28 protein-coding genes are annotated in these 26,443 nt (G+C 64.0%); 5 read left to right on the top strand and 23 right to left on the bottom strand.

Annotation, left to right across the window (positions count from 1 at the left end; all coding sequences use genetic code 11):
* Positions 1-39: 39 nt before the first annotated feature.
* The 9 genes from AC0L2F_RS06185 to AC0L2F_RS06225 form a co-directional block, all read right to left on the bottom strand.
* On the bottom strand, positions 40-783 hold the full coding sequence (locus AC0L2F_RS06185) for an aspartate/glutamate racemase family protein (RefSeq protein ID WP_063995086.1): 744 nt from the start codon (positions 781-783) through the stop codon (positions 40-42).
* A 9-nt stretch (positions 784-792) separates the two neighbouring features.
* Positions 793-2,058, bottom strand: a complete 1,266-nt coding sequence (locus AC0L2F_RS06190) for an NAD(P)/FAD-dependent oxidoreductase (protein ID WP_473247849.1) — start codon at positions 2,056-2,058, stop codon at positions 793-795.
* 3 nt (positions 2,059-2,061) lie between these two features.
* Positions 2,062-3,723 (bottom strand): thiamine pyrophosphate-binding protein, encoded by a 1,662-nt coding sequence (locus tag AC0L2F_RS06195; protein WP_473247850.1) that lies wholly within the window; start codon positions 3,721-3,723, stop codon positions 2,062-2,064.
* A 227-nt stretch (positions 3,724-3,950) separates the two neighbouring features.
* The gene (uxuA, locus tag AC0L2F_RS06200; protein ID WP_473247851.1) at positions 3,951-5,141 is read right to left on the bottom strand and encodes a mannonate dehydratase; all 1,191 of its coding nucleotides are present in this window, start codon (positions 5,139-5,141) and stop codon (positions 3,951-3,953) included.
* Positions 5,142-5,156: 15 nt separating this feature from the next.
* Positions 5,157-6,206 (bottom strand): L-idonate 5-dehydrogenase, encoded by a 1,050-nt coding sequence (locus AC0L2F_RS06205; RefSeq protein ID WP_473247852.1) that lies wholly within the window; start codon positions 6,204-6,206, stop codon positions 5,157-5,159.
* Positions 6,203-7,609, bottom strand: coding sequence for a TRAP transporter large permease (locus tag AC0L2F_RS06210; RefSeq protein ID WP_007613897.1), 1,407 nt, complete (start codon positions 7,607-7,609; stop codon positions 6,203-6,205). Before AC0L2F_RS06210 ends, AC0L2F_RS06205 begins: the two co-directional genes overlap by 4 nt.
* Positions 7,610-7,613: 4 nt before the next feature.
* A complete protein-coding gene (locus tag AC0L2F_RS06215; RefSeq protein ID WP_473247853.1) occupies positions 7,614-8,192 on the bottom strand; it encodes a TRAP transporter small permease in 579 nt (192 codons plus the stop codon).
* Between the two features lie 137 nt (positions 8,193-8,329).
* Complete coding sequence (locus AC0L2F_RS06220) at positions 8,330-9,289, bottom strand: sialic acid TRAP transporter substrate-binding protein SiaP (RefSeq protein WP_035975212.1); 960 nt, start codon at positions 9,287-9,289, stop codon at positions 8,330-8,332.
* An 87-nt stretch (positions 9,290-9,376) separates the two neighbouring features.
* Positions 9,377-10,189 carry a FadR/GntR family transcriptional regulator gene (locus tag AC0L2F_RS06225; protein ID WP_473247854.1) on the bottom strand — a complete coding sequence of 271 codons (813 nt, stop codon included), beginning with the start codon at positions 10,187-10,189 and terminating at the stop codon, positions 9,377-9,379.
* A gap of 145 nt (positions 10,190-10,334) precedes the next feature.
* Between AC0L2F_RS06225 and AC0L2F_RS06230 the strand changes: the two genes are divergently transcribed.
* Positions 10,335-11,819 (top strand): mannitol dehydrogenase family protein, encoded by a 1,485-nt coding sequence (locus AC0L2F_RS06230; RefSeq protein WP_473247855.1) that lies wholly within the window; start codon positions 10,335-10,337, stop codon positions 11,817-11,819.
* Between the two features lie 100 nt (positions 11,820-11,919).
* Positions 11,920-12,327 (top strand): nuclear transport factor 2 family protein, encoded by a 408-nt coding sequence (locus AC0L2F_RS06235; protein WP_063995078.1) that lies wholly within the window; start codon positions 11,920-11,922, stop codon positions 12,325-12,327.
* Between the two features lie 67 nt (positions 12,328-12,394).
* On the opposite strand, the gene AC0L2F_RS06240 is transcribed toward AC0L2F_RS06235, so the two are convergent.
* Positions 12,395-13,111 (bottom strand): HAD family hydrolase, encoded by a 717-nt coding sequence (locus AC0L2F_RS06240; RefSeq protein WP_473247856.1) that lies wholly within the window; start codon positions 13,109-13,111, stop codon positions 12,395-12,397.
* Between the two features lie 146 nt (positions 13,112-13,257).
* Between AC0L2F_RS06240 and AC0L2F_RS06245 the strand changes: the two genes are divergently transcribed.
* Positions 13,258-14,112 (top strand): SDR family oxidoreductase, encoded by an 855-nt coding sequence (locus tag AC0L2F_RS06245; protein WP_473247857.1) that lies wholly within the window; start codon positions 13,258-13,260, stop codon positions 14,110-14,112.
* Positions 14,113-14,119: 7 nt separating this feature from the next.
* Here the strand turns inward: AC0L2F_RS06245 and AC0L2F_RS06250 are convergent, their stop codons facing one another.
* Both AC0L2F_RS06250 and AC0L2F_RS06255 read right to left on the bottom strand, forming a co-directional pair.
* Complete coding sequence (locus AC0L2F_RS06250) at positions 14,120-15,007, bottom strand: dienelactone hydrolase family protein (protein ID WP_007613906.1); 888 nt, start codon at positions 15,005-15,007, stop codon at positions 14,120-14,122.
* Between the two features lie 112 nt (positions 15,008-15,119).
* Positions 15,120-16,409: an MFS transporter gene (locus tag AC0L2F_RS06255; protein WP_473248060.1), complete on the bottom strand. Its 1,290-nt coding sequence runs from the start codon at positions 16,407-16,409 to the stop codon at positions 15,120-15,122.
* A 420-nt stretch (positions 16,410-16,829) separates the two neighbouring features.
* On the opposite strand from AC0L2F_RS06255, the gene AC0L2F_RS06260 reads away from it, so the two are divergent.
* Complete coding sequence (locus AC0L2F_RS06260; protein WP_007613911.1) at positions 16,830-17,408, top strand: MarR family winged helix-turn-helix transcriptional regulator; 579 nt, start codon at positions 16,830-16,832, stop codon at positions 17,406-17,408.
* Between the two features lie 14 nt (positions 17,409-17,422).
* On the opposite strand, the gene AC0L2F_RS06265 is transcribed toward AC0L2F_RS06260, so the two are convergent.
* Positions 17,423-18,403, bottom strand: coding sequence for a hypothetical protein (locus AC0L2F_RS06265; protein WP_473247858.1), 981 nt, complete (start codon positions 18,401-18,403; stop codon positions 17,423-17,425).
* An 818-nt stretch (positions 18,404-19,221) separates the two neighbouring features.
* Between AC0L2F_RS06265 and AC0L2F_RS06270 the strand changes: the two genes are divergently transcribed.
* Positions 19,222-19,992, top strand: a complete 771-nt coding sequence (locus AC0L2F_RS06270; protein ID WP_063995073.1) for a response regulator transcription factor — start codon at positions 19,222-19,224, stop codon at positions 19,990-19,992.
* 169 nt (positions 19,993-20,161) lie between these two features.
* Here the strand turns inward: AC0L2F_RS06270 and AC0L2F_RS06275 are convergent, their stop codons facing one another.
* From AC0L2F_RS06275 to flaF, 10 genes are all read right to left on the bottom strand, one after another.
* Positions 20,162-20,620, bottom strand: coding sequence for a hypothetical protein (locus tag AC0L2F_RS06275; protein ID WP_007613914.1), 459 nt, complete (start codon positions 20,618-20,620; stop codon positions 20,162-20,164).
* Entirely contained in the window at positions 20,617-21,129 is a 513-nt protein-coding gene (locus AC0L2F_RS06280; protein ID WP_473247859.1) for a flagellar biosynthesis protein FlgN, read from the bottom strand. Before AC0L2F_RS06280 ends, AC0L2F_RS06275 begins: the two co-directional genes overlap by 4 nt.
* Positions 21,130-21,171: 42 nt before the next feature.
* On the bottom strand, positions 21,172-21,654 hold the full coding sequence (locus tag AC0L2F_RS06285; RefSeq protein WP_473247860.1) for a rod-binding protein: 483 nt from the start codon (positions 21,652-21,654) through the stop codon (positions 21,172-21,174).
* Positions 21,651-22,070 carry a hypothetical protein gene (locus AC0L2F_RS06290; RefSeq protein WP_035974374.1) on the bottom strand — a complete coding sequence of 140 codons (420 nt, stop codon included), beginning with the start codon at positions 22,068-22,070 and terminating at the stop codon, positions 21,651-21,653. The genes AC0L2F_RS06285 and AC0L2F_RS06290 overlap by 4 nt, the downstream gene beginning before the upstream one ends.
* 6 nt (positions 22,071-22,076) lie before the next feature.
* Positions 22,077-22,829 carry a flagellar biosynthesis protein FliR gene (gene fliR / locus AC0L2F_RS06295; RefSeq protein ID WP_007613920.1) on the bottom strand — a complete coding sequence of 251 codons (753 nt, stop codon included), beginning with the start codon at positions 22,827-22,829 and terminating at the stop codon, positions 22,077-22,079.
* Positions 22,826-24,907, bottom strand: coding sequence for a flagellar biosynthesis protein FlhA (gene flhA / locus AC0L2F_RS06300; RefSeq protein WP_473247861.1), 2,082 nt, complete (start codon positions 24,905-24,907; stop codon positions 22,826-22,828). The genes fliR and flhA overlap by 4 nt, the downstream gene beginning before the upstream one ends.
* Positions 24,908-24,983: 76 nt before the next feature.
* On the bottom strand, positions 24,984-25,250 hold the full coding sequence (gene fliQ, locus AC0L2F_RS06305; RefSeq protein WP_007613924.1) for a flagellar biosynthesis protein FliQ: 267 nt from the start codon (positions 25,248-25,250) through the stop codon (positions 24,984-24,986).
* The gene (gene flgD, locus AC0L2F_RS06310; RefSeq protein ID WP_007613933.1) at positions 25,247-25,657 is read right to left on the bottom strand and encodes a flagellar hook assembly protein FlgD; all 411 of its coding nucleotides are present in this window, start codon (positions 25,655-25,657) and stop codon (positions 25,247-25,249) included. Before flgD ends, fliQ begins: the two co-directional genes overlap by 4 nt.
* Before the next feature lie 14 nt (positions 25,658-25,671).
* Positions 25,672-26,082 (bottom strand): flagellar biosynthesis repressor FlbT, encoded by a 411-nt coding sequence (flbT, locus tag AC0L2F_RS06315; protein ID WP_007613934.1) that lies wholly within the window; start codon positions 26,080-26,082, stop codon positions 25,672-25,674.
* The gene (flaF, locus tag AC0L2F_RS06320) at positions 26,082-26,426 is read right to left on the bottom strand and encodes a flagellar biosynthesis regulator FlaF (RefSeq protein ID WP_007613936.1); all 345 of its coding nucleotides are present in this window, start codon (positions 26,424-26,426) and stop codon (positions 26,082-26,084) included. The genes flbT and flaF overlap by 1 nt, the downstream gene beginning before the upstream one ends.
* Positions 26,427-26,443: the final 17 nt, after the last annotated feature.

The raw sequence follows: 26,443 nt of genomic DNA on the forward strand, positions 1-26,443 counted from the left end.
CGATGCGCATGGCTGCGCCCATAGACAGCTTCTCGGCCTCTAGCCAAACCGACGCGGCCGCAGTCCGGCATGAAACCACGTAATCATGGAATAGATATCGTAGACGGGCAATCCGACCTCGGCCTGAAGCGCCGCTGCATAAGGCGGCATGTTGGTGCATTCCAGCACGATCGCGCCGACATCCGGGTTGCGGGCGACCAACTCCTTGCCGGCCTCGACCACGTCACGTTCGGCCTGCGCGATGTCCATGTCCTCCTTCTCGGCCTTGATCAGGACGCGGAAGAATTCCTTGCCGTGCTCGGTGCCGACCAGCGGCGTATCGAGCGGCACGCCGGCACCTTCGAGATGGGCCGGCGTCAAGGTCGAACCGGACACCGTGACGAGGCCGACGCGCTTGCCGGGCGGCAAGGTCGCCTGCACCCACGGCACCTGCATCAGTGACGAGGTCGCAACGGGAACGCCGACCGCGGCCGCGATCTCCTTCTGGAACAGCGAGAGGAAGCCGCAATTGGTGGTGATGGCTTCGGCCCCGAGCCGAACCAGATCCTTCGCCGCATCGATGAAATCAGGCAGCAGACCGGCCGCCCCCTTCAGCACCACCTTCTCCGGCGAAGCCCCGCTCACAACGCGATAGAGCACGGGGAAAGGCCAGGTGGTGCCGTTGCCCATGTCGCCGGGAATGCGGGGGAAGCGTGCCTCCAGCATCAGGATGCCGAGCGGCGCTCCATAGATGGCCTTGCCGCCGCGGGCGATTCGGGATGACGATTTGGCTGGAGCGGTCATGATGCGATCTCAGAGAAAACGATCGGGCGAAAACGGTGCGAGCGGAATTTCCGGCGGCTTGCCGCTCAGAAGCTGGGCGACGAGACGACCGGTGCGCGCCGAGCCGACCAGGCCGACATGGCCGTGGCCGAAGGCATAGACGATGTCGCGCGAGGCCCGCGCGTAACCGATGCAGGGACGTCCGTCCGGCATGCTCGGCCGATGGCCGAACCAGGTCTTGATACGCGACGCCGGAATGTCCGTCGGCAGTTTTGGGAACATGCTGAAGAGGTTGTTGCGCAAAATCTCGGCGCGCTTCCAGTTCGGCTCGGCTTCGAGGCCTGCGATCTCGACCGTGCCGGCGGCGCGCAAACCCTTGTCGGTCCAGTTCACCACCATCTTCGCATCCGAGGCCATCATCGAGCTGCGCGGGCCCGTTTCCGGATTCTCGATCATGACGTGATAGCCGCGCTCGGTCTCCAGCGGCAGCGGATCGCCGATGGACGCCGTGAGCCGCTTCGAATGCGCGCCGGCGGCAATCACCGCGGCATCGCACGCAATCTCGCCGGTCTCGGTCAGGACAGCCACGAGCTTGTTGCCGGATAGCTTCAGCCCGATTGCCTTGGCGCGCACAAGCTTGGCGCCGCTTGCCAGCGCATGCTGCGCGAGCGCGGCGACATAGGCTCCTGGGTCGCGGCAGCGCCCCGCTTCCTCCACCACCACGCCGAAAGTGTAGCGCGGATGCAAATCGGGCTCGCGCTGACGCATCTCGTCGGCCGAAAGCTCCAGCCATTCGACACCGACGCGCTTGCGTACGCGCCAGCCGAGATCGTTGTCGAAATTGCCGCGTGACGGAAAGACATGCATCACGCCGTTACGCTCGATCAATTCAGGGACGCCCGCCTCCTCGGCCAGCTTCCTGTGCAGCAGCGGCGCGTCCTTCAGAAGGTCGCGCAGCGCAAATGCCGTCGTCTCGACCCGCGCTTCGGTCCAGCCCGAGAGCAGATATTTGATCAACCAGGGCAGCGCCTTCGGCAGATAAGACCAGCGGATCGCGAGCGGTCCGAGCGGATCCATCAGATAACCCGGCACCTTCTTCCAGACGCCGGGCTCGGCCGGCGGGATCACCGAATGCGAGGAGAGCCAGCCGGCATTGCCGTAGCTCGCCGCCTGTTCGCCACCGGGCTCGCCCGGATCGATCAGCGTGACACGATGGCCTTCGCGTAGCGCCTCGATCGCGCTGATCACGCCGACCGCGCCGGCTCCGATGATGGCGACGTGGCGGCTTTGCGGCATCGGCTATGCCTTCGCCGCAGGGGCAAAGTCCTTGCCGACCGACATCGCCAGCGGATCGATGATGCAGTGGAGGATCGACGGCTTGCACGAGGCGAGCGCACGCTCGAAGGCCGGCGCGAACTCTTCGGTGCGCTCGACGCGCTCGCCATAGCCCCCGAACGCTTTTGCGTACATCGCGAAATCCGGGTTCTTGAGCTGGGTGCCGACCACGCGACCGGGATAGTCGCGCTCCTGGTGCATGCGAATGGTACCGTATTGCGCATTGTCGACGACGATGACGACGAGGGCTGCATCGTACTGCACGGCGGTCGCGAATTCCTGCCCGTTCATCAGGAAGCAGCCGTCGCCGGCGAAGGCTATGACGGTACGGTTCGGATACTGTCGCTTCGCAAGCACCGCGGCCGGCACGCCGTAGCCCATCGAGCCCGACGTCGGTGCAAGCTGTGAAGCAAAGCTGTGGAAGCGGTGATGACGATGGATCCAGCCGGCATAGTTGCCGGCGCCGTTGCAGACGATCGCGTCCTTGGGCAGGCGATCGCGCAGCCAGGTCATGACCTGGCCGTACTGGAACGTGCCCGGCAGCTCGCGCGCTTTGTCGGTCCAGGCGAGATAGTCGGCATGCGCCTTGGCGGCCTCGCCCTTCCAGGCGACTGCGCCGGCGGGCTTCAGCGTCTCGACCGCGGCCGCGAACGCGGCGGGCGTGGCCTGGATCGCAAGCTCCGGCTGGTAGATGCGGCCGAGCTCTTCGGAGCCGGGATGAACGTGGATCAGCTTCTGCCGCGGCGTCGGAATGTCGAGCAGCGTGTAGGATGAGGACGGCATCTCCGACATGCGGCCGCCGATGAGAAGAATGACATCGGCGCCGTCGATGCGCGCTTTCAGACCCGGGCTCGGGCCGATGCCGAGATCGCCGGCATAATGCGAGTGATCGGCGTCGATCAGCGACGCGCGGCGGAACGAGGTCGCGACCGGCAGGTCGAACCGCTCGGCAAAGCGCGCGATGCTCCGGGTCGCTTCATCGGTCCAGCGCGAGCCGCCGAGAATGACGAGCGGTGCTTTGGCGCTCGCAAGCATGGCGCCAACGCGCTCGATATCTGCGGGCGCCGGCCAGCTCACCGCCGGCTCGATCCGCATGGCGTCCGCAACGGCAGCAGTTTCAGTCAGCATGTTCTCGGGCAGCGAGATCACCACGGGGCCGGGACGGCCCTGCATGGCGACGCGGAAGGCGCGCGCGACCAGCTCCGGAATCCGGTCGGGACGATCGATCTCGACCGCCCATTTCGCCATGGTGCCGAACACCGCCTTGTAGTCGAGCTCCTGAAACGCCTCGCGCTCGCGCATGCCGGTGTCGACCTGACCGACGAACAGGATCATCGGGGTGGAATCCTGCATCGCGATGTGGACGCCGTGGCTGGCATTGGTGGCGCCGGGGCCGCGGGTGACGAAGCAGATGCCGGGACGGCCAGTGAGCTTGCCATAGGCCTCCGCCATCATCGCAGCACCGCCCTCGGCGCGGCAGATCATGACGTCGATCGGGCTGTCGTGCAGCGCATCGAGCGCCGCAAGGTAGCTCTCGCCCGGCACGCAGGTGACGCGCTCGACGCCTTGCGCGACGAGCTGATCGATCAGGATCTGGCCCCCGGTGCGGGTGTTGCGAATGGTCATGACGGCTCCCTCAAGGCTTTGGCGATGCGTTTCGCAGCTTCGCGAAACTATTGCTCGGGGCTGGCGTAGGACAGGCCGAGAGGGCGCGCAAGATCGAAAGGCTTCTCGCACCCTGCGCAGGCGTCATGCCCGCCCCTGCTGGTTGCACTGCAGCCCATTCGCGGTGATGCGAAGCGCCGCGCCGCGATCGACCGGCTCTATCCGAAGCTCGGCGCGATGGCCGCGTGCTATTGATGCTCGATCGCGCGGATCGCGCCACGGAGCTCGGCCAGGCCGCGGAGGCGACCGATCGCGGTGTAACCCGGATTGGTGCGCTTGGTGGCGGCGAGATCGTCCAGCATGCGGTGGCCGTGATCGGGCCGGAACACGATCTGCCGGTCGGGCGAACGCCGCGCGTTCTCTTTCAGCAGCGCCTTCAGCACCGCGACCATGTCGACGTCACCGTCGAGATGATCTGACTCGTAGAAGGACAGGCCATCCGCTTCGCGCTTGGTCGCCCGCAGATGCGCAAAGGCAATGCGCGGACCGAAGCGTTCGGCCATCGCGGGCAGGTTGTTCTCGGCGCGCACGCCCAGCGACCCCGTGCACAGGCAGATACCATTCGCCTTTGACGGCACGGCATCGAACAACGCCTGATAGTCATCGGCGCTGGACGCGACGCGCGGCAGGCCGAACAGCGGGCGCGGCGGGTCGTCCGGATGCAGTGTCAATGAGACCCCAAGCTGCTCGGCGACGGGTGTGACGCGGCCCAAGAACTCGGCGAGATGCCGCCGCAGGATTTTTGGCGTGACGTCGCGATACGTTGCGAGCCGGTCGCGGAATTGCGGGATCGTCATCGGCTCGGTGGTCGAGCCCGGCAGTGCGCTGGCGATCACCATGACGAGGTAATCGATATCGGCTTGGCTCATCTGGTCGAACAGCTTTTTCGCGCGGGCCTGCTGCTCCGGCGAATACTCGGCGGTGGCGGCCGGCCGCTTCAGGATGTGCAGCTCGAAGGCCGCGAAACGGTCTTGGTCGAAGCGCATGGCACGGGCGCCGTTCGGCAGCTCCCATTCGAGATCGGTGCGGCACCAATCCACGACGGGCATGAAGTTGTAGCAGATGATCTTGATGCCGACCGCGGCAACCGCCTCCAGGCTGGCGATCCACGTCTCGATCGAGCGCGTTGCCTTAGCCCCGAGACGCTTGACATCGTCGGGGATCGGAATCGATTCCACCACCGACCAGGTCAGCTGCGAACGGCCGGGTTGGCCGTTCTCGATGAAGTTCCTGCGCTCCTCGACCGCCTTGCGTGTCCAGGCTTCGCCGATCGGCACCTGATGCAGCGCCGAGACGATGTCGCTCGCGCCAGCCTGCCTGACATCATCCAGCGAGACCGGATCATCGGGCCCGTACCAGCGCCATCCCTCGAGCATCATAAGAATTCTCCCGGATCAGTTCGCGGTCAGCACGACCTTGACGCTCTGCGAGCGGTCGAGCGCCAGCCGCAGCGCGTCCGGCGCGGTGGACAGCGGCCGCTCGGCTGTGACCAGCGACAGCACGTCCACGGTGCCGTCCGCAATCAGCTCCACCGCCGTCATGAACTCGAGCCCGAAACGGAACGAGCCGCGCAGATCGATCTCCTTGGCCATCACCGCATTGGCCGGTACCGGAATCTGGCCACCCGGCAGATTGCCGATCTGCACCACCACGCCGCCGCGCCTGACGATGCCGATCGCACTGGCAAGTCCTGCAGCCGTGCCCGAGACTTCGAAAGCGACATCGTAGGGGCGCGACGCGGCCTGCGCCTTCAGGCCTTCCTCGCCGGCCGCGACATTCTCGACGTGAGAGGCGCCGAGCCGGGTCGCAAAAGCCAGCGGCGCTGGCGCGATGTCGGCCACCGTGATGTCGGTCATGCCGGCGCGGCGCGCGGCGAGCATGGTCAGAAGCCCGATCGGACCGGCGCCGAAGATGATGCCGCGCTTGCCTTCGATGTTGCCGGCACGCGCCACCGCGTGCAGGCAGACCGCCAGCGGCTCGGCGAGCGCCGCCGCCTGATAGGACACGTGATCGGGGATTTTCACGCACTGCGCGGGAATCGCGTCGAAATAGTTGGCAAAGCCGCCCTGCATGTGCGGCGTCTTCGAGGCCGAGCCCATGAAGTAGATATTTTCGCAGAGGTTTTGCCGGCCTTGGCGGCAAGCGCCGCAATGGCCGCACCACCGCGACGGGTTGACGGCGACACGGTCGCCGAGCTTCAGGTTCGCCGCGGAGCCCGCGATCTCCACGACCTCGCCTGAAATTTCGTGACCGAGCACCAGCGGCGATTTCACCACGAAATCGCCGGTCCGGGCATGACGGAAATAATGCATGTCCGAGCCGCAGATGCCGCCGGCGCCGAAGCGGATGCGCACCATGCCTTCAGCGAGCTTGTCGAGTGGATGCTCGACCATGCGCAGATCTTCGGGGCCAAACAGGGTTGCGGCGAGAGCTGTGGTTGTCATTTGGAAAGTCCCATGTATTTCGGCAGCCAGAGGGTCAATTCGGGGATGTAGGTGATCGCGATCAGTGCGAGCATCAGTGGCACCAGCCAGGGTAGGATCGCCACCGTCGTGCGCTCGACCGACAGCTTTGCGACGCGCGCGAGCACGAACAAGACCATGCCGAGCGGCGGATGCAACAGGCCGATCATCAAGTTCAGCGTCATGATCAGACCGAAATGGATCGGGTCGATGCCGAGCTTGAGCACGATCGGCAACAGGATCGGCACCAGGATGGTGATCGCCGCCGTGGTGTCGATGAAGCAGCCGACGAACAGGATCAGGACGTTGGCGAGCGCCAGGAACACCCATTTGTTGTGGGTGATGCTTAGCATCCAGTCCGACAGCAGTTGGGCTGCCTGCGACACCGTCAGCAGCCAGGCGAAGATCGAGGCTGCCGTGACGATGAACAGCACCGAAGCCGTGGTCTCGATGGTGTCGAAAGTCGCCTTCGCGACCGTTTTCATCGTCATGGTGCGGTAGCGCACCAGGCCGAGGAACAGCGACCAGATCACGGCGGCGACGGCGGCTTCCGTCGGGGTGAACCAGCCGAGCGTCATGCCGCCGATCAGGATCACCGGCGCCATCAGCGCCATCACCGCGGAGAAGTCGAAGTACCAGTCCATCGCGAGCAGCACGACCAGGCCAAGCCCAACTGCCCAATTGGTTGAGAGACCGGCGACCGTCAGAAGCCAGACAGCCATCGGGAAGCTCAGTACGACGAGGATCTCGAGCCCCGCCGATCCCAATTGCGGCCAGGAGAACGGCGTATCGCTGCCCCATTTGTTCTTGTGCGCGAAGTAGGTGACGGTGGCCATCATCAGCAGCGTCAGCACGACGCCTGGAATGACGCCCCCCAGAAACAGCGCGCCGATCGAGACGTTGGCCATCATGCCGTAGATCACGAAAGGCAGCGAGGGCGGGATGATCGGCCCGAGCGTGGCGGACGCCGCGGTGACGCCCACGGAGAATTCCGTGGAGTAGCCGTGGTCCTTCATCGCCTTGATCTCAATGGTGCCGAGACCGGCGGCATCCGCGATCGCGGTGCCCGACATGCCGGAGAAGATCACCGAGCCGATGATGTTGACGTGGCCGAGGCCGCCGCGCATCCAGCCGACCAGCGCGACCGCGAATTTGTAGATGCGCCCGGTGACGCCGGCGATGTTCATGAGATTGCCGGCCAGGATGAAGAACGGCACGGCGAGCAGCGGAAAGCTCTCCACCCCGGCGATCATGCGCTGCGCCAGCGTGACGTCGGGCGTCACCCCGCTGACCAGGATGTAGAGCAGCGACGATGCGGCCATCGCGATCGCCACGGGAACGCCGAGCAGCATCAGGACGAGAAAGCCTCCAAGCAACAGCAGCATGAAATTACCCTTCAAAACCGTCGTAGGCGCCGGGACGTTCGAGGATCGAATAGCCCTGTCGCAAATGCTGTATGGCCACCTGCACCGAGCGGACGAACATCAGCACGAAGCCGAGCAGCACCGAATAGTAGACGTAGTCCTTGGGAAGATTGATCGTGGTCATGGATTCGTCGCCGATGATCTGGATGTAGACCCAGACCAGCTTGATGGCGTAGCCGAAGAAGACGATCCGGATCAGGTCGATCACCGTCGACAACGCGCGGGCCACGAGGTGCGGCAGATAGCGATAGAGCAGGTCGACCTGGATGTGCCGGGACAGCCGCACGCACATCGAGGAGCCGATGAAGACCACGCCGATCAGGCAGTAGGTCGCGATCTCCTCGGTCCAGGCGTAGCTGTCGTTGAGCACGTAGCGGGTGAAGAACTGGAGGAAGACGGCGAGCGCCATCACCCAGAAGATCGCCAGCGCCACCCAGTCCTCGAAAGCGTAGATACCGAGATCGACCTTGGGTGTCGCCTCCTCCTCAAAGGTGTGGGCGATCTCGTCCGCTGTGATCTGCCGGTGCGTTTCGGCGGTGGACATGGGTGTGCTCCCTCAAACTGATCACGTCGTTCCGGGATGGTGCGCTAGCACCAGACCCGGAACCTCGAGATTCTCAGGTGCGCAATTGCGCACCGTAGTTCGGTCCTGCGGACCGCCCCGGGATGACGACTACGTCGTCACTTCACCGCCTGAATGCGTTCCCAATCGGCCTTGCGATAGCCAAACGTCTCGAACGCGACGTTCTTCAGCACGGTGTCGCGGAACTCGTTCTTGTCGACCTCGGTCACGGTCAGGCCCTTCTCCTTGAAGAAGGCGACCAGCTTGGATTCGTTCTGCTTGATCTCCGCAGTCGCCTTGGCAGCGGCTTCCTGCGCTACGTCGGTGAAGATCTTCTTGTCCTCGTCGCTGAGCTTCTTCCAGAGCGCACCGGCCACCACCGTGTTGAGGTGGTCGACGATGTGGCCGGTCAGCACGATGTGCTTCTGCACCTCGTAGAACTTCTTGGCCTCGATCGTGGTCAGCGGATTCTCCTGCGCCTCGACGGTGCCGTTCTGGAGGGCGAGATAGACTTCGGCGAACGCGATCGGCGCGGTGTTGGCGCCGCAGGCGCGCGGCATCGCCAGATAGGCGGGAACGTCGGGCACGCGCATCTTCAGGCCCTTGAGGTCGGCACAGGTCTTGATCGGCTTGTTCGACGAAGTCTGGCGCACCCCGTAATAGGTCACCGCGACGATGTGGTGGCCGCTCTTGTCCTCATAACCCTTGGTGAGCTCCTTGAAGATGTCGCTCTTGGTGTAGGCGAGCAGATGATCGGCATCGCGGAAGGTGTAGGGATAGTAGGTCACGCCGATCGGCGGAAAGCTCTTGGCCGCGAAGCTCGAGCCGGAGATGATGATGTCGACCGAGCCGAGCGAAAGGCCCTGGTTGATGTCGGCCTCCTTGCCGAGCTGCGACGCCGGATAGACGTCGATCGCATAGCGCCCGTTGGTGCGCTTGCCGATCTCCTGCGCGGCCCAGACCGACGCGGTGTGGAAGGGCTCCGAGGTCTCGTAAACATGAGCCCATTTCAGCTTGGTCTGTGCCATGCCGGCGCCAGTCGTAGCAATCATCGCCGCTGCCGAGACCGCCAGCACCATTGTCATCTTTTTCAACACTGACTTTTCCTCCATTTTTCAAGTCTACTTCTTGTTCGCCCGCCTGAAGTGGACGCAGGCCGCCCAATCTCATCGCCGCCGCGCGCTGCCGCTTTTGGCCCGCGTCTTCAGCGCTCGCTCCGGTTTTGCCGGCGTTACCGGCGAGCCTGCCGATCGGCCGCGCGCCGAAGACGATCCTGCCGCGGTCTCGGCGCCAAAATTCTGCGCAAAGCGCTCCTGGGATCTCGCGAGATGATCGCGCATCGCATCGCGCGCGGCCTCGGGATCATGCGCCGCGATCGCGTCGCGCACCGCGCGATGCTCGTCAAGCGCAGTGCGCCACGTGCCCGGGCTCTCGAAATAATGCGCAAGCTGCGCGAAATAGGGGTTGAGGCGCTGGTCGAACAACTCGCCGACCACGCGCACCAGAACGGCATTGCCGAGGCTTCCGGCGATCGCGACGTGGAAGGCGCGGTCGTGGACCATCGAGGCTTCGCCGGGGTGCTCTACATTCTCCATCGCGACAAGGGACGCATCGATGCGGGCAACGTCGTCCTTCGTCGCCACGCGCGCGGCTTCCTCGGCGATGGCACTTTCAAGGAACTCGCGGGCGCGCAGCAGCTCGAACGGGCCCTCGATGACAGAAGCAGGCGCGGTCGCCGCAACCGCCGCGGGCTCGATCACATAGATGCCGGAACCGACGCGGATGCGAAGGCGGCCCTCGACTTCGAGCGCGATCAGGGCTTCGCGCACCGTCGGCCTGGAAATCTTGAGCTGCTCGGCGAGTTCGCGTTCGGTCGGCAAGCGGCTGCCGACCGCGTACTCGCCGCTGTCGATCAGGTTTCGTAATTGATCGGCGACCTGGCGATAAAGCCGTCTCGCCTCCACAGCTTCCAGCGGCACGCTGGTCCTCCCGAAAGGGTCATGCCGGCAGCTCTCGCTGCCCGCGGCCCGCCAATTTTGGAAAATTGGTCTTACCAATTGACCGCAGCATTGACCGAGGACAGGCGCCATGTCAAGCAGCGGCCAAACAAGGGGAGAGACGACCATGCGCCCTGGTTCGAAGCGTCTTGGCCGCGCCAATCTCGACCGGCTGCCACCCGGCATCCGCCGCCCGGCCTACGACCGTTCGCGCGTCACGTCCGGCATCGTGCATCTGGGCCTTGGCGCGTTTCATCGCGCCCACCAGGCCGTCGTCATCGACGATTGCCTTGCCGCCGGCGCCACGTCGTGGGGCATCGTCGGCGCCAGCTTGCGCAGCCCTGACACACGCGACGCCCTCGCCCCGCAGGATCATCTCTATACGGTTGCCGTCCGTGCGGCCGAAGGCACCGAACACCGCATCATCGGTGCGCTGCTCGACAGCGTGGTCGCGCGCGAAAGCCCGGCACGATTGGTCGAGCGAATGGCCGATCCCGCCATTCGCATCGTCTCCCTCACCGTCACCGAGAAAGGCTATTGCCACACGCCGCAGACCGGCGATCTCGACGAACGGCATCCTGATGTCGTGCACGACCTCAACAATTTCGACGCGCCGCGCTCGGCTCCCGGCTTCATCGTTGCCGCGCTGGCGCGCCGACGGGCCCTGGGCGTCCCGCCCTTCACCGTGCTGAGCTGCGACAACCTCGCCGCCAACGGCCATACCGTGCAGCGGATCGTGACGCAATTCGCGGCGCTGCGCTCGAAGGATCTCGGCAAGTGGATCGCGGATACGGCGGCCTTCCCCTCGACCATGGTCGACCGCATCGTGCCGGAGACGACGGATGGAGACCGCGCTGCGGTTTCATCGGCGCTCGGTTTGCGCGACGCATGGCCCGTCATGACCGAGCCGTTCACGCAATGGGTGGTCGAGGACCGTTTCACGGCAGGCCGGCCCGATCTTGCCGCTGCCGGAGTCGAGCTCGTCACCGACGTCAAGCCGTTCGAGCTGATGAAGCTGCGGCTGCTCAACGCCAGCCATTCGGCGCTGGCCTATCTCGGCTATCTCGCCGGCTACGAGACCATCGCCGACACCATGCAGGATCCGCATTTCGCGCGCCTCGCCGCGCAGGTGATGGAAGAGGCCGCGGTGACGCTGACGATGCCCGCCGGCGCAGATCTGGCCGCCTATCGCGCCTCGCTGCTCAAGCGCTTCGCCAATCCGGCACTGCATCACCGCACCTGGCAGATCGCGATGGACGGCTCGCAAAAGCTGCCGCAGCGCCTGCTCGGCGCGATCCAGGATCGTCTCGCCAGCAACCTGCCGATCGCGACGCATGCGCTCGCGGTGGCCGGCTGGATGCGCTACGTCACCGGCATCGACGAGAAGGGCCGCACCATCGACGTGCGCGATCCGCTCGCCGCCGAGTTCGCTGGCTTGGCCCGCGAGGCAGGTCCCGTCGCCGAACGATTGGCGCCCGCACTGCTCGGCGTCGGAAAAGTGTTCGGGCCGCTAGGCGCGGAACCGCGCCTGCGCGAGGCCGTGACCGCGGCGCTCCGCCGACTCTACAAGGATGGCGCGCGGCGTGCGGTGGAGACTCTGGTCTCGGCGTGACCACAAAACGGGCAGCAATGCTGCATTGCGGTCCAGATCGAATAGAAAGTCGACGGAAGTCTTGCTTGATTTTTGCCTGTCGTTGCCCCACCCGAGAGGCATGGCAAAGGACAGCAAGGTGATCGCCGCGAACGCAGCGTTCTACGCCGCCTTTTCGACCGGCGATTTCGACGAAATGGAGCGGATGTGGGCGGACGATGACGCCATTTCCTGCATTCATCCCGGCTGGCCGGCCATCGTCGGCCGCGCCACGGTGATCGGAAGCTGGCGCGACATCCTGCAGAGTCCGGAACGGCCGCAGATCGTCTGCGCGGAACCGCAGGCCATCGTCGATGGCGACAGCGCGCGCGTGCTCTGCATCGAGATCGTCGACGGCACGGCATTGGCCGCGGCCAACCATTTTCGGCGCGTCGGCGACGACTGGCGCCTGGTGCACCACCAGTCCAGCCCGATCGCGCAGATTGTCGAGCAAGCTGAGGACGATAGAGCGAGCCACCGCGTCCATTGAGGGCGCCCGGCCCGCAGGCACATTCTACTGTGCATGGGGTTGTTTTTCAGTTTTTTGTTTTGGCGCCTCACCCAAGCCCGGACAGATCATCCAGCACGACCCGCGCCTGGCTAAAATCATCATCCCGGAAGAACATGCTTCTGGTGATGAGCACGGGAATGTTCGCCCGCGACGCTGCGATCAGGCCGTTGGCGGAATCCTCGATCGCGACGCAGTCGGACGCGTTAAGCTTCAGCCGCGCCAGGATCTCGACATAGACATCCGGCGCGGGCTTTTTATGCCGCACGTCATCCCCGGCGACGATCGCATCAAAATCCGCGGCCCAGCGCTTTCCCAGGGCCCGCGACAGCAGCGCATCGATGTTGGCGTGCGACGTGGTCGTCGCGATCGCGAGCCGCTGGCCGCGCGCCTTGGCAGCAGCGAGCAGATCCCTCACCCCGGGCCGTAAGGGGCAACAGCCGGTCTCGACCAGTTCGGCATAATGCGTAGTCTTGATGCGATGGAGCGCGGCAATGTCCTCGTCCGGCAGTGGCGCCGCGATCAGCAACCTTTTATGGTGGGCGCGGATCCGTTCCTTGCCGCCCGTGACCCGCAGCAGCTCCTTGTAGACCGCCCGGTCCCACTGCCAGTCGAGACCGTGGCGGGCGAAGGCATGGTTGAAGGCCTGCCGATGCAGCTCTTCGGTCTCGGCCAAGGTGCCGTCGACGTCGAAGATCAGCGCGGCGGCGCGGCAGACCAGCTCAGCGGCGTCAGATAGCATTATGGCTGGCGCTTCTGCCTGCATGATCGTTGCGTCCCTCCTGACGAGCGACCATCGCCTGCACCGCCGGGCGGGACAAATCGCAATATCTTTTGCTGGACCCAAAAATCTCTTATGAGCGGAGAACGCGCTGCGGCGCGAACGGGAACTCCGACCTGCAAGGAAGACGTATGCGGCTCTTTATCCTTGGTCTCGGCTACAGTGCCCGGCACTTCGTCCGCCTGTTCGGTGGCCGCTTCTCGCATATCGCCGGCACGGTGCGCGATCCCGCGCAGCGGGGCGACCTCGCCGGCATCGAGGTGCACGCCTTCTCCGACGGCAGTCCGGCACGCGAGACAGTCGAACGCATGAGAGATTCGGATGTCCTTCTCATATCGATCCCGCCCGGCGGCAGCGGCGATCCCGCAATCACGGCCTTCTCCGGCCTGCTGGCGGCGGGCGGAAACCGCAAGATCGTCTATTTGTCCACGATCGGCGTGTATGGTGACCACGCCGGTGGATGGGTCGACGAGAGCACGCCGCCGAAGGCGGACCTCGACCGCACGCGCATGCGGGTCGCGGCGGAACAGGCCTGGACCGACACGACCGGTGGCGACGCCGTGATCCTGCGGCTTGCGGGTATCTATGGCCCCGGCCGTAACGCGCTGGTGACGCTGCGCGCTGGAACGGCCCGGCGCATCATCAAGCCGGGACAGGTGTTCAACCGCATCCATGTCGACGACATCGCGAACGCGATCATGGCCGCGGTTCGTCACCCGAGCGGCGGCATCTGGAACGTCTGCGACGACGAGCCCGCACCGCCGCAAGACGTGATCGCTTACGCGGCGCATCTGATGAATGTAGCGCCGCCGCCCGAAGAGGCGTTCGAGACCGCCGAGATGTCGGCGATGGCCCGCAGCTTCTATGCCAGCAGCGCTCGTGTTTCCAACGCGAAACTGAGGCGCGAGCTCGGCGTCACGCTTGCTTATCCGACCTACCGTCACGCCCTCGATGCGTTGTGGCAAGCGGGGGAAGGAGGATCATGATCAAGCGTCAGCTCAGCACGCCGTACTTCTTGAACCAGGCCTGGGCCTGCTTCCAGGCATCTTCTGCGGCGTCCTTGCGGTAGCTGCCGCGGTAGTCGGCATGGAAGCCGTGCGGCGCTTCCGGATAGATCTTGAACTCGGCCGTCTTCTTGTTCTGCTCGAGCGCGGCTTTCATCTGCTCGACCTGAGTGACGGGAATGCCGGTATCGGCGCCGCCATAGAGACCGAGCACCGGTGCCTTCATCTCGGGCGCGAGCTGCATCGGGCTCTTCGGCCACAGCGGATTGGCGGGATCGACCACTGTGCCGTAGAACGCAACACCAGCCTTGAGGCTGCCGCTATGAGCGGCATATTCCCAGACGGTGCGCCCGCCACGGCAGAAGCCGATGATGCCGAGCTTGCCGGTGTCGCCGCCTTGCGATCCCGCCCACGCCACGGTTGCGTCGAGGTCGGACAACAGTTCGGCGTCGGGTTTGGCATTGACGATCGGCAGCAGGTCCTTGATCTCGCTGACCTTGGTCAAATCGACGCCCTTGCGGAAATAATAGTCCGGCGCGACTGCGAAGGCGCCGAGCTTGGCGAGGCGCCGCGTTACGTCCTTGATGTATTCGTGCAGGCCGAAGATCTCCATCGCCACGATGATCACCGGCGCCTTGGTGTTGCCGGCAGGGCGGGCGAAATACGCTGGCATCTCCTCGGAACCGACCTTGATCTTGACGTCACCGGTCTGGAGACCATTGACGTCAGTCGTGATCGCCTCGGCGCGCACAGGCCCGGCCGCAAGCGTGTAGCCGGCAGCCACCGCCGCGGTGGCGCTCATGAATCCGCGGCGCGAGACCGGGGCGACCTTGGTCAGCCCGACTACGTCGGATGTCATGGTGGTTTCGATACTCATCGGTCGATCCTTCCTGATGCGTGCCCCTGATCCTTCGGGCGACGCATTCGCCGATAGTTGGCGGCCAAACGCAAATCACCAGCTTGCGAGCCGCCGCTTTCAGGCCTTGTTTTCAGATCTTGTTCCGACGCTGTTTCACCGGCGCGGTCTCGGGCATCAGGCTCATCGCGACAAGTCCGACGATCGCCGCAAGCAGCAGGTACCAGGCCGGCGCCAGCGGATTGCCGGTGACGTGGAGGAGCCAGGTGACCACGAGCTGCGCCGTCCCGCCGAAGCTGGCGATCGCGACCGCATAGACGGTCGCGAACACACCGCCGCGGATGTTCTGCGGCAGCGCCTCGGTGAAGGTCGCGTAGAACGCAGTGAACGGCAGCGAGCCGATGACGGACAGGACACCGAAACCAACCAGGAGCGACAACGCGCCGGGCGCATGGACGATCCACAGGAAGGTCGGGTAGGTCAGCAGCAGCGTGGCGAGCTGCGGCCAGATCATCACCGGCTTGCGACCGAGACGATCTGCCAGCCAGCCCCCGACCAGCGCGCCGACAAACTGAATGCCGTTGCTGACCAGCGACACGGTGAAAGCCAGTGTCGAGGACACATGCAGCGTGTTCTGCGCATAGGTCGTCATGTATTGGGTGACGTAAGTCGAGATCGTGCCGCTTGCCAGGATCATCAGCGCAAGTCCGATGATGCCAAGGTGTCGTCTCGCCTGTGAGAGATGACTGGTGTGCTCGACGGTGCGGGCACCGGCTTCGGCCTGCGGGATCGTCTCGGGCAGCGTCCGGCGCATCCAGAACCCGAACGGCAGGCAGACCGCTCCGATCAGAAACGCCACGCGCCAGCCATAGGCGTCGAGCATCTCCGGCGCCATCGTCTTGCTCAGGATGACGCCGACGAGAGCGCCCGCGGTCGCGGCGATCTCCTGGCTCGCCGGCTGCCAGGCCACCACCAGCGCGCGATGCTCGGGCGGGGCGATCTCAATCAGATAGGCGGTGGTCGGCCCAACCTCGCCGCCAAGGGCAAAGCCTTGCGCCATACGCGCCGCGATCACGATGACGGGCGCGGCAAGGCCGATCGATTGATAGGACGGCGTGAGCGCGATGGTCAGGATCGATAGCCCCATGAGCGCGAAGCTCAGCAGCATGGCAGGCCGCCGGCCGATCCGGTCGGAATAGATCCCGAGCACGATTCCGCCGATCGGCCGCGTCACGAAGCCGGCGCCGAAGGTCGCCAGCGACAGCATCAGGCTGCCGTACTCGCTTCCCATCGGGAAGAAGGTATGGCCGATCTGGATGGCGAAGAAGCTGTAAGTGATGAAGTCGTAGAACTCGAGCATGTTGCCGACGGTGGCGGCCAATGCTGCGCGCTTGACGCTGAACGGCCTCACTTGCTCGATCACGGACGACACTCTGGCATTCCCGGGCTCGATCCTATTTCGATTTAACCGTCTGGCCGCATTGCAACGCAACATCCATTAACTGAAAACGGCGGTTCCCTCGTCCCCATTTCCGCTGCCACGAGTTGCTGCCCATCCGCCTGCTCGCGCAATCCAAAGCGGATCGCGCAACAAATGGGCTCTGCGGTGGTCGCGATGACACATCATGTTGCACGCACATCCCGCGCTATCGGAATTTGCGCGTACACCGCGGTCATTTGACTGAAATTTTCAGAAGAGTTGAGCCGGGCGATTTACTCGAACTTTCTTCGTGACGCTCTAGTTCCACGACCGAGGGTTCCGCCTCGGGATCTCCAGTATCAGCCGCCGGATTGCGCTACCAAAACCTCAATTGAATCAAGATTTATCCGACGTGGAATTAAAATGAACTTGGCTCGCGAATCGATCGAACTGCTGGAACAGGTCGCCCGGATCCTGTGGTTCGAAGGCACCAAGCACGGCTTGCGTGACCGCGAGTGGATGGCGCTGCGTTTCCTTTCCCGCGCCAACCGGTTTTCCAGGACCCCGTCGGCGCTCGCAAGTTACGTCGGCACCACGCGTGGCACCGCCTCGTTCATCATCGGCGAGCTGGAGCGGCTCGGATATCTCGAGCGAAAGCGCTCGGTCCAGGACAAGCGGTCGGTGATGCTGAGCGTGACACAACAGGGCAAGAAGTTCCTGGTGCGCGACCCCGTCAACGTCCTTGTCGAGGCCATCGGCGTGCTCGAGGACGAGGCGAAGGTCAGCTTCCGCGACGCGCTCCGCCACGTGCTGGATCAGTCGGACGCAGCCGAACAGCGGCACCATACCGACGTCTGCAAGCGATGCATCTTCCTCCGCGAAGATCGCAGCACCACGGACAGCAGGACGACGGCCGAGTTCAGCTGCCGCCTGTTTCGCGCGCCGATCGCGGAGGCGGAGGTCGATCTGCTATGCACCAGCTTCGAGCATCACCGCAAATAGCAGGCGGCCCTCGATCAGGGCGTCGCCTTGCGTGACGAATAGATGACACCCCCGCTGGACTCGACGACCAGGCGTCCGTTCTCGTTTTTGATCTCCTCGATGCGGCCAAGGCCGGGCACGTGCTGTCCCAGCACCGCCTCGACGACGCCGTGCGGGCCTTGCAGGATCGCAATCCCTTCATAGGCCTGGCGGACCGACCAGCCCTTGACCGTCTTGCGCGGCGCCGAGATGCGCTCGGACGGAGTTACCGATCCCGTGACCTCGGGCGTAGCGGCCGAGGCCATCATTGGCATTGGCTGTGAGGCGACGGGCGCTGGAGCCTGGGCCTGCACTTGAGCCTGCACCTGGGCAAGCTTGTCGAGCTTCACCGTAGAGGACGAGCTCACCCGTTCGATGCGGTCCAGATTCTCGCCAAAACGGCCAAAACGGTCATTGGTCGCCTTGCTCGATTGGTCGACCGCGGTGCGCAGGCCGTCGAGATTGTCGGACACGCCCGACACCTGCCTGCGCAGTTGCGCCACCGTCTCGCGCAGATTCCTGATCTCAGTATTGGCCGCGACGTTGGTCTGGGCGGGCTGCATGGCGAAATAGGCGATCACGCCGGTACAGGCACAGACGACCAGGATCGCAGCGACGGCCAATGTCGCGAGCGGCGCGACCCATGTCGGACGCGGCGGCGGCGGTTTGGCCACGATCACGGCCGGCTTGATCACGGTGGGCGTAGGCTTGTGGATTGCCATCTTGTCGAGGCGCGCCTTGGCGCGAATACGCTTCAGACCCTCGAGCGCCTCTTTCGCCAGAGTTTCATCACTCGCTGCTGCCGACGCAGGTTTGGTGTTCGTAGCGGGCTTGGTATTTGCAAAAGGCTTGGTATTTGTAGAAGGCTTGGCCGTCGGCGCCGCATTGTCTCTGGCATCGCGCGTCTCCGCAGCCGGTTTCGCCGCCGCGGAAACATCGGCGGTCGCGTTGGGACGAGCTTGTCCATCGGACAACATGCGAGAATGCTCCGTTCGGTTCGATCTGTCGAACGGTGACATTATTCGCCGAAGCTTGCCTGAAACGTGCGCATCGAAAACTTTTCATCACGCGCGAAGCGACGTCGCATGAGTCAAACGCGTCACGCACGTGGCGAGAGTGCGACTCGAAAGACACACCCTCGCCAAGATTTCGCCAAGCTGGAGTCGCCTCGCCATACATGAGTCGAATTGTCGCAGGTGGAAAGACGATGATGGGAGTCAATCCCGGGTTGAAAATCCCTCGATGTGCATGAAGCGCAGCACCACCCAAAATAGCAGTAATCATACGGGGATGCGGAACTTTAGAACCGCCATGGTGCAAAACTAGTTCGAATTCCAAATCAACTGATGCGATTGAATATACCAAGAAACAACTCGAAACGAATCAACAGCATCAAGCACGTGTAGCAAACGCTTAGTTGCGCACGCTTGATCGGAAATCGGCAATTGTTACGGTCCTACTCAAGTGATTCTCGCCAGTTGGCGAGGAGATCGACACAGTACAGTGGCGTTCGGACGCATGAGCAACTTGGCGCAACTGTTCTAGGTCGCTTTCTCAATCCGCTCCGCGAGGTGATCCGCAAGACACCCGCCGAGCCTCACGCAGTAAGCGTTCAGTATCGAGTCGAAGTAGCAGGCCTGCGAGACGCAGGCACTGAATGCGTAGGGCTGCCCGCGAATATCGAAACCATAATAACGGTTCGCGGGAAGGAATATCGTCAAACAGCACAGTTGCCGAGCCGGGCATCACAACAACGAACCGGCCGTAACAAGTGCGAAACAGGGGCGAAAGACTGATGTATATTATCGTTGATGATCGCGAGAGCGTCACGAACAGCTATGTCGGAGGGCTCGTTCGCGAAGGTGTATCGTCGATCGGCTTCTCCTCCGGAGAATTCTGGGACTGGCTGCAATCTGCGAGTGAATCGGATCTGGCCGCGGTGGACGCCTTCCTCCTCGGGGATTGCGACACCCGCGGAAGCCTGCCGCGCGCGATGCGCAAGCGCTCCTCGGCGCCCATTATCGCCATGAGCGGCCAGAAGATGCTCAAGAACACGCTGGAGCTGTTCGAATCGGGCGTCGATGACGTCGTCCACGTGCCGATTCATCTCCGCGAGATCCTCGCCCGAACGGCCGCGATTGCGCGCCGCCGGGTCGGGGAACTGCCGAGGCCTTGCGAGACCAGGATCCAGGTCTTCTTCAACGGACGTGACCCCGAGATCGCTGGCCACGCTCTCACCCTGCCCCGCCGCGAACTGCGCATTCTCGAATATATGGTCAGCAACCACGGCAAGTGGGTCACAAAGACGCAGATCTTCAACGCGGTCTACGGCATCTTCGAAGCGACATTCGACGAGAGCGTGATCGAGAGCCACGTCAGCAAGCTGCGCAAGAAACTCCGCGACCGCCTCGGCTTCGATGCGATCGTGGCCCGGCGCTACGTCGGATACCGCCTCGACATCCCGGCCGGCGAAACCATCGACGTGCCAATGCAGGAGCTAGACGAGGTCGGCATCCTGCTGAACAGGGCGCATGCCGCTCCGGCAGCGTATCCGGCCGGAAACTGATCGGCAGGGCGCTGCCACGCAACGGACAACGGCCTCTGCGAACCACCTTCGCAGAGGCCGTTGTAGTTTCAGCGACATCAACGGCGAACAGAGGCGCGGCAGTACCGGCGCCGCGGCTGGCGTCCGATTCTAGAGGCTCGCTTCTGATTCAATCAGAACCGGTAATGCCCTAGGGCTTCTGCTGGAATTCTTCCTTCGACACGTAATTGAAGTCCTCGACAAGGACGTCCTGGACGACTTCGGCCTGCATTCGTTCGTTGACACGCTGCTTGATGGCCGTCGTGAGGATGGAGAGGTCGTAACGGGCGAGTTTTCTGAAATCGAGGCGGTCGTCGGCATAGATCCTGCGGAAGGCTTCATCGACGACGAACGGCTCGGGCGGAACGTTGAGCTGGTGCATGGTCCGCGCCTCCACGGTATAGACGAAGCGCGCGACGATGTAGCCCTGCACATTGCCACTCTCGACCATGGGCACGCTCAGCGCCCGCGTCTTCTGGTACTGCAGCCCCTCGAGATATTCGTCCTTTGCCGGCAGCAGGCTGCCATTTTCCTTCCAATAGGCTACGGCATAGCTCGTTCCCGCGGTGAGGATGCATACCCAGAGCCCGGCTAGCACGAGTCTGATCATTTTCCGTCCTGTGCGGCGCGACCGGTATAGGTGCCGTCCGACTCGGCGTCCTTGATGGCCTTGACGATAATGGTCGCGACCTCGCGCACCGCGTCGTAGTGCATTTCGAGGATGGAACGGTTGCGCTCGAGCTTCTCGCGCAGCCGCTGGATCTCCTCGGTGATCTCGACCTCGCCGCCGAGATGCATTCGTGCCCGCATCAGGCGGACGAATTCCAGCATGCTCCGGCTCTTCCGGGCGCTGAACTCATCGAAGTCGATCTTCTTGCCCGTCGCGAGCGCGGCCGTCTCCTCCTCGACGATGCTTGCGAGCCGGCGGATCGCAGCCAACAGGCCGCGCACCTCGTCCGATCTCGCCGCGTCCGCGCCGTCGTTCGCCACCTCGCCGCCGACATTCGGCAGCAGCACGGGCAGCAGGGCATCCCCCGACACGGCCGCCGTCGTCATCGCCTCGGTGTCCACGGCTGGCTGTTCCATCACCAGGGCCGCCGCGCCTTCTTGTGCCTGCATAGGAAATTCACCCTTCAACTTCTGTCATCCATTGCCGGATCGTCATCCGGCCTTGCCCGTAGCGTCCGGTCCCGCCGGATGCGCGGCAGCGAGCTGCTTGGCAATGCCAATGCCCTTGCCCTTTGCCAGCTGGGCACCAAGCTGCTCGGCCAGCATCGACTTCCAGACCCCGCCGGCCGTGCCTTTTCCAAAGACCTCCTCCGACTCCTTCGGCAGCATCGTCTCGACGAAGGTCTGGAGGATGAAGGCTTCGAACTTCCGGTACACCTCGCCGGAGGCCGGCGCCTTGATCACCTGCACCGGCGCCCCGTTCACCGCACCCGACTGCGGTTCCGAAACCTTCGTCACGGATTGTTCGGCGGCGGCCGCAGCCTTGGCCTTGCCGATCTCCGCGTCCATCGTGGCGGCGAAATCCGCGTCCGATGATTTGAGCGCGTCGAGCTTCGCCGTGGCCGCGCGCTGCGTCACGGGATCGGCGGCGTCGAGTACGTCGAGAACGAGGTCGGGTGTCGCTGTCACGATCATGTCTTGTTCCGGTTAGCTGGCCGTGGCGTCCACTCGCGCACGGTGAGGCTTGTTCCTGTCATCTCCTCGAGCGATCGCTTCTCGGCGTCGCGAAGCTTGTCCGCGAGCGCCGCCTTCGCGACCTGCTCGAACTGCTTCACGCGGCGGCTCTCCGCGCGAACCTGGTCGAGCTGCTGCGAGGCCTGGACCTGGATCGCGCGAGCGCCGGCGCTGGTTCTGGTCAGGCGCCGCGCGATCGACTCGCTCGATGATCCCGCCGGCGGCTTGCCCTCGTTGAGAGTTCCGACCAGCCATTCCTGTTCGTCCTGCAAGCTGCGCTCCTGCTGCTGCAGATGCGCGAGTTGCCACTTTGACAGCCGGAGCTGGAGCTTCACGAGCGAGACCATCCGGCCGAGCTTGTCCGCGCGTGATGTCATGACCGATCACTCCGCCAACCAGGACGAGACGCCGAGCATGAATTGCGTCAGGAGCTCGTCGCTCGTGAGGTAGAGCAGCAGGAAGCCGCCGAACAGCACGAAGGGCACCGAGATAAAATAGACCGGAATCGCCGGCGTCAGCTTGTTGATCAGGCCGACCGCCAGGTTGACGACGACCGAATAGACGATGAAAGGGCTAGCGATCCGCAGCGTCAGCACGAATGCCTCCGATAGCCTGCCGACGAGCTGGTCGAGCGGCATGCTGCCGCCGAGCCGGTCGCCCGGATGCCAGACATCGTAGGAGTTCATCAGCCCGCGCAGGACCTGCCAGTGCTGGTCGGTTATGAAGAACAGCGTGGTGACGGATGTCATGATCAGCGGCACCAGGGCCGGCGCCGGATCGGTGTCGCCGACCGGCGTCCCCGGAATGTTGCTCAGCCCGATCGCACTCGCCATCACGGTGGCCATGGTCTGGAGTGCGAGAAAGAACACGCGACCGCCGAGCCCAATGACGCTGCCGACCACGAGCTCGGAACAGATCAGCAGCACGAGCGTCAGCGGCGCCGCGTTGTCCGTGAGAGGTTTCAGGACGGCGATCAGGATCGGCGTCAGCGCAAACGTCGTGACGAGCGCGACGAACAATCGGACCTGGGCCGGAACGTTGACGCTGGAATAGCCGGGCACCAGCATCAGGCAGGCACCGATGCGGCAGAACACGATGAACGTCACCAGCACGCTGTCGGTGAGGCCGTTGATCACGATATGGCTCCGAGTGCCCTGATCTCGGTGCTGCGCGCGACTTCGACATGCGACAGGATCGGCAGTGTCGGAAAGACCCGCTCCAGGATCATCCGGACGTAGGGACGCGCTTCCGGGGTCACCGCCAGCACCACGCTGGTGCCGTTCTCGGTGAACTTGCGGATCGCGGCGCTGGCTTCGGTCGCAAACTGCTCGATCAGGCGCGGATCGGCGTCGAATTCGACGACGTCGCCCTTAGCGTCGCGCTTCAGGCTCTGGTGGAACGCCAAGTCCCAACGGTTGCCGAGACGGACGACGTTGAGCACGCCGTTGTCGGAGAGATCGCCGCATATCTGCTGGGCAAGACGCGTACGCACATGCTCGGCCACCTGCTCGGAGCGCCGCACATGGGGCGCGATCTCGGCGATGGCTTCGAGGATCAGATGCAGGTTGCGGATCGACACGCGCTCGGCCAGCAGGATCTTCAGGATCGCCAGCAGCCCCGAATACGATATCTGCGACGGGCAGAGATCCTCGACCAGGCGCTTGTATTCGGGATCGAGCCGGTCGAGCAGGCCGCGCATGTCCTTGTAGGACAGCAGCTGGGCGAGGTTGGCCCTGATCACTTCGCTCAGATGCGTGAGCAGCACCGACAGATTATCAACCGGCTTGCAGCCCTGTCGCTTGACCTCGTCGGTGAACGCGTCCGTCACCCACAGTGCCTTCATGCCGAAGGCCGGCTCGATCACCTCTTCGCCGGGAACGTCGGGCTTGCCGTCCTTGTCGACGAGCACCAGCACTTCGCCGAGCCTGAGCTCGCCCTGGGCGACGCGGGTGTCGTGGATCCGGATCTGGTATCCCTTGGGATCGATCGAAAGATTGTCGGTGAGCTTGATCTCGGGAACCACGAAGCCGTACTGCTTGGCGAACTTCTTGCGGATCTTGGCCACGCGGTGCGCCAGCTCGTTGCGCGAGCCCAGCAGATGGACCGAGAGGTGGCCGCCGAGCGCCAGCTCGATCTCGGCGGTCTTGAGCGATTCCTTGACGGATTCCTTGGCATCGACCTGGGCGCGTTCGTCGGCCTCGCGCGCATCTTCCTTCTGCTTCAGGGCCGCCTGGCGCCTCGGCAGCGAATATCCGACGAAGGCCATGACGCCGCCGAGCAGCAGGAAGGGCGCCGTCGGCAGCCCCGGCATCAAGGCAAGCACGAACATCATCAGCGCGGCGGCCGACACCGCGCGCGGATAGCCGCCGAGCTGTCGCAACACCGCCTGCTCGGCCGAACCTCTGGTGCCGCCCTTCGAGACGAGCAGGCCCGCCGACAGCGACACGATCAGCGCGGGCATCTGCGTTACCAGGCCGTCGCCCACGGAGAGCTTGGTGTAGACGTCGGCGGCGCGTGCCAGCGTCAACCCGTGATGCGTCACGCCGATGATGATACCGCCGAAAATGTTGATCGCGGTGATGATCAGGCCGGCGACGGCGTCGCCGCGGACGAATTTCGAGGCACCGTCCATGGCGCCGAAGAACGCGCTCTCCTCTTCCAGCTCGCGGCGCCGGCGCTGGGCTTCCTTGTCGTCGATCAGGCCCGCGGACAGATCTGCGTCGATCGCCATCTGCTTGCCGGGGATCGCATCCAGGGTGAAGCGGGCGCCGACTTCGGCGATACGCGTTGCGCCCTTGGTGATCACGACGAAATTCACCGTGACCAGAATCGCGAAAATGATCAGGCCGATGACGAAGTCGCCGCCCATGACGAACTTCGAGAAACCGGCAACGACATGGCCCGCGGCGTTTTCCCCCTCCCCGCCGCGCGACAGGATGAGACGGGTCGTTGCGACGTTGAGCGCAAGCCGCAGGATCGTCGCGATCAGGAGCACGGTCGGGAAGGCCGAGAAATCAAGCGGCCGCTGGATCCACAGTGCGACCATCAGGATCAGTGCCGAGAGCGCGATCGAGAACGCGAGGCCGAGATCGATCAGGATCGGCGGTATGGGCAGGAACAGGATCGTGAGCATGGCCACGATGCCGCCTGCGAAAAAGGCGTCGGCGCCCAATCGTCGCGGGGTCGGCAGGCTAGCAGCTAACGTATCCGTCATGGGTCACCGGCAGAGGATCCGGCCCGTAATCTGCCGTGCAAAGCTTACGCGGGGGTGGTGGCAGGGGTGCCCGGGATCAGAAGCCGTGCTCGATGTGCGAATAGACCATCTCGGTGAAGGTGGAGAGATGGGCTCCGATGAAGGAGCCGGAGATGGCGACGACCACGAGAATGACGATGATCTTCGGAACGAAGGTCAGCGTCACCTCCTGGATCTGGGTCAGCGCCTGGATCAGCGCGATGATGGTGCCGACCAGCATCGCGGCACCGACGGCAGGCCCGGACGCGACGATGATGGTCCAGATCGCCGCCTGGACGATGTCGAGGGCATCCCGTTCGTTCATGACTGGCTGATCGTGAGACCGGGGCCGATCGCGACTTTCGTACCGTTCTCGAGTGTCGCGATGGAGCCGTCGCTGTTGATGGAGACCGAAGCGACCTTGCCGCTGAAGCTCGCTCCGGTCGAGTCCGTGAAGCTGACGGTCTTTCCGATCAGGCCATTGGCCTGCGACAACGACTGCGAAGACAGCAGAGCGTCGAGCTTGTTATTGGTCTGCATCGCCTGCTCGACCGACGAGAGCTGCGCAAACTGGCTCATATATTGCGAGGTATCCATCGGATTGGTCGGATCCTGATTCTTCATCTCCGCGATGAGGAGCTGAAGAAATGTGTTGTAATCGACGCCGGTGCTCGAGGTCGTCGTCGTGCTGGTCGACTTGCTGGTGCTATCGGTCGCGCTGGTGACGTTCATGTCGCTCTCCGCTGTCAGGCAGCCTCGAATGGGGAATCGATCTTGGCGCCGGCCAGGATGGCCTGCTCCACTGGAAACAGTGCCCGGATCCGCTTGAGCGCCTCGAAGTAACGGGTCGCTCCGACCAGGTCGTCGACCGCACCAAGTCCGACCAGCATCTCCTGGCTCTCGCACACCGCGAGCAGAGCGGCGTGATGCTGCCCGTAGAGAGCCGAAGCATCCCGGACATCGGTCGGATTCATCAGCATGAGCTGGACGATGAAGTAGAGCTGCCGCAGCGCCGTGGTGGCGTCGGAGGCCTGCATGATCTGCCCTTCGAGCAGGAACATCACGTCATTGACGAGCTCGACGGAGACCTTGCGGTCCACGCGCAGCACCGCGCCGTTGATGTAGACCCGTTCGCCCGCACGCAAGGATATCTTCATCAAAGTGCGTCTCGGATCAGGCGGTTGATTTCGATGAGCTGGATCACGTCGTTCGACTTTTCTTCGCGAAGGCGGTCGGCTTCCTTGACCACCCACAGCCCAATCGAGATGATGTCGGCGCGCAGCTTTTCCGGAAGCCCGTTTTCCGGATGCGCGAGATCCTCGATGAAGATCGTCCACAGCCGCCGCACATAGAGCAGGCTCTCGACCAGATCCTCGAGGCTGAAGCGGTCCTTCTGGATCCGCTCGAGCCGGTCGATGCCGAGGCTGAGCGCCTGCCGCTCGCGGCCCCGCGCCTCATAGCCGCTCTCGTCGACGACCGATTCATAGGCTTCAAACGTCATCAGGACAACTCTGCGCA

The organism is Bradyrhizobium sp. Ken64 (genome assembly GCF_055807555.1).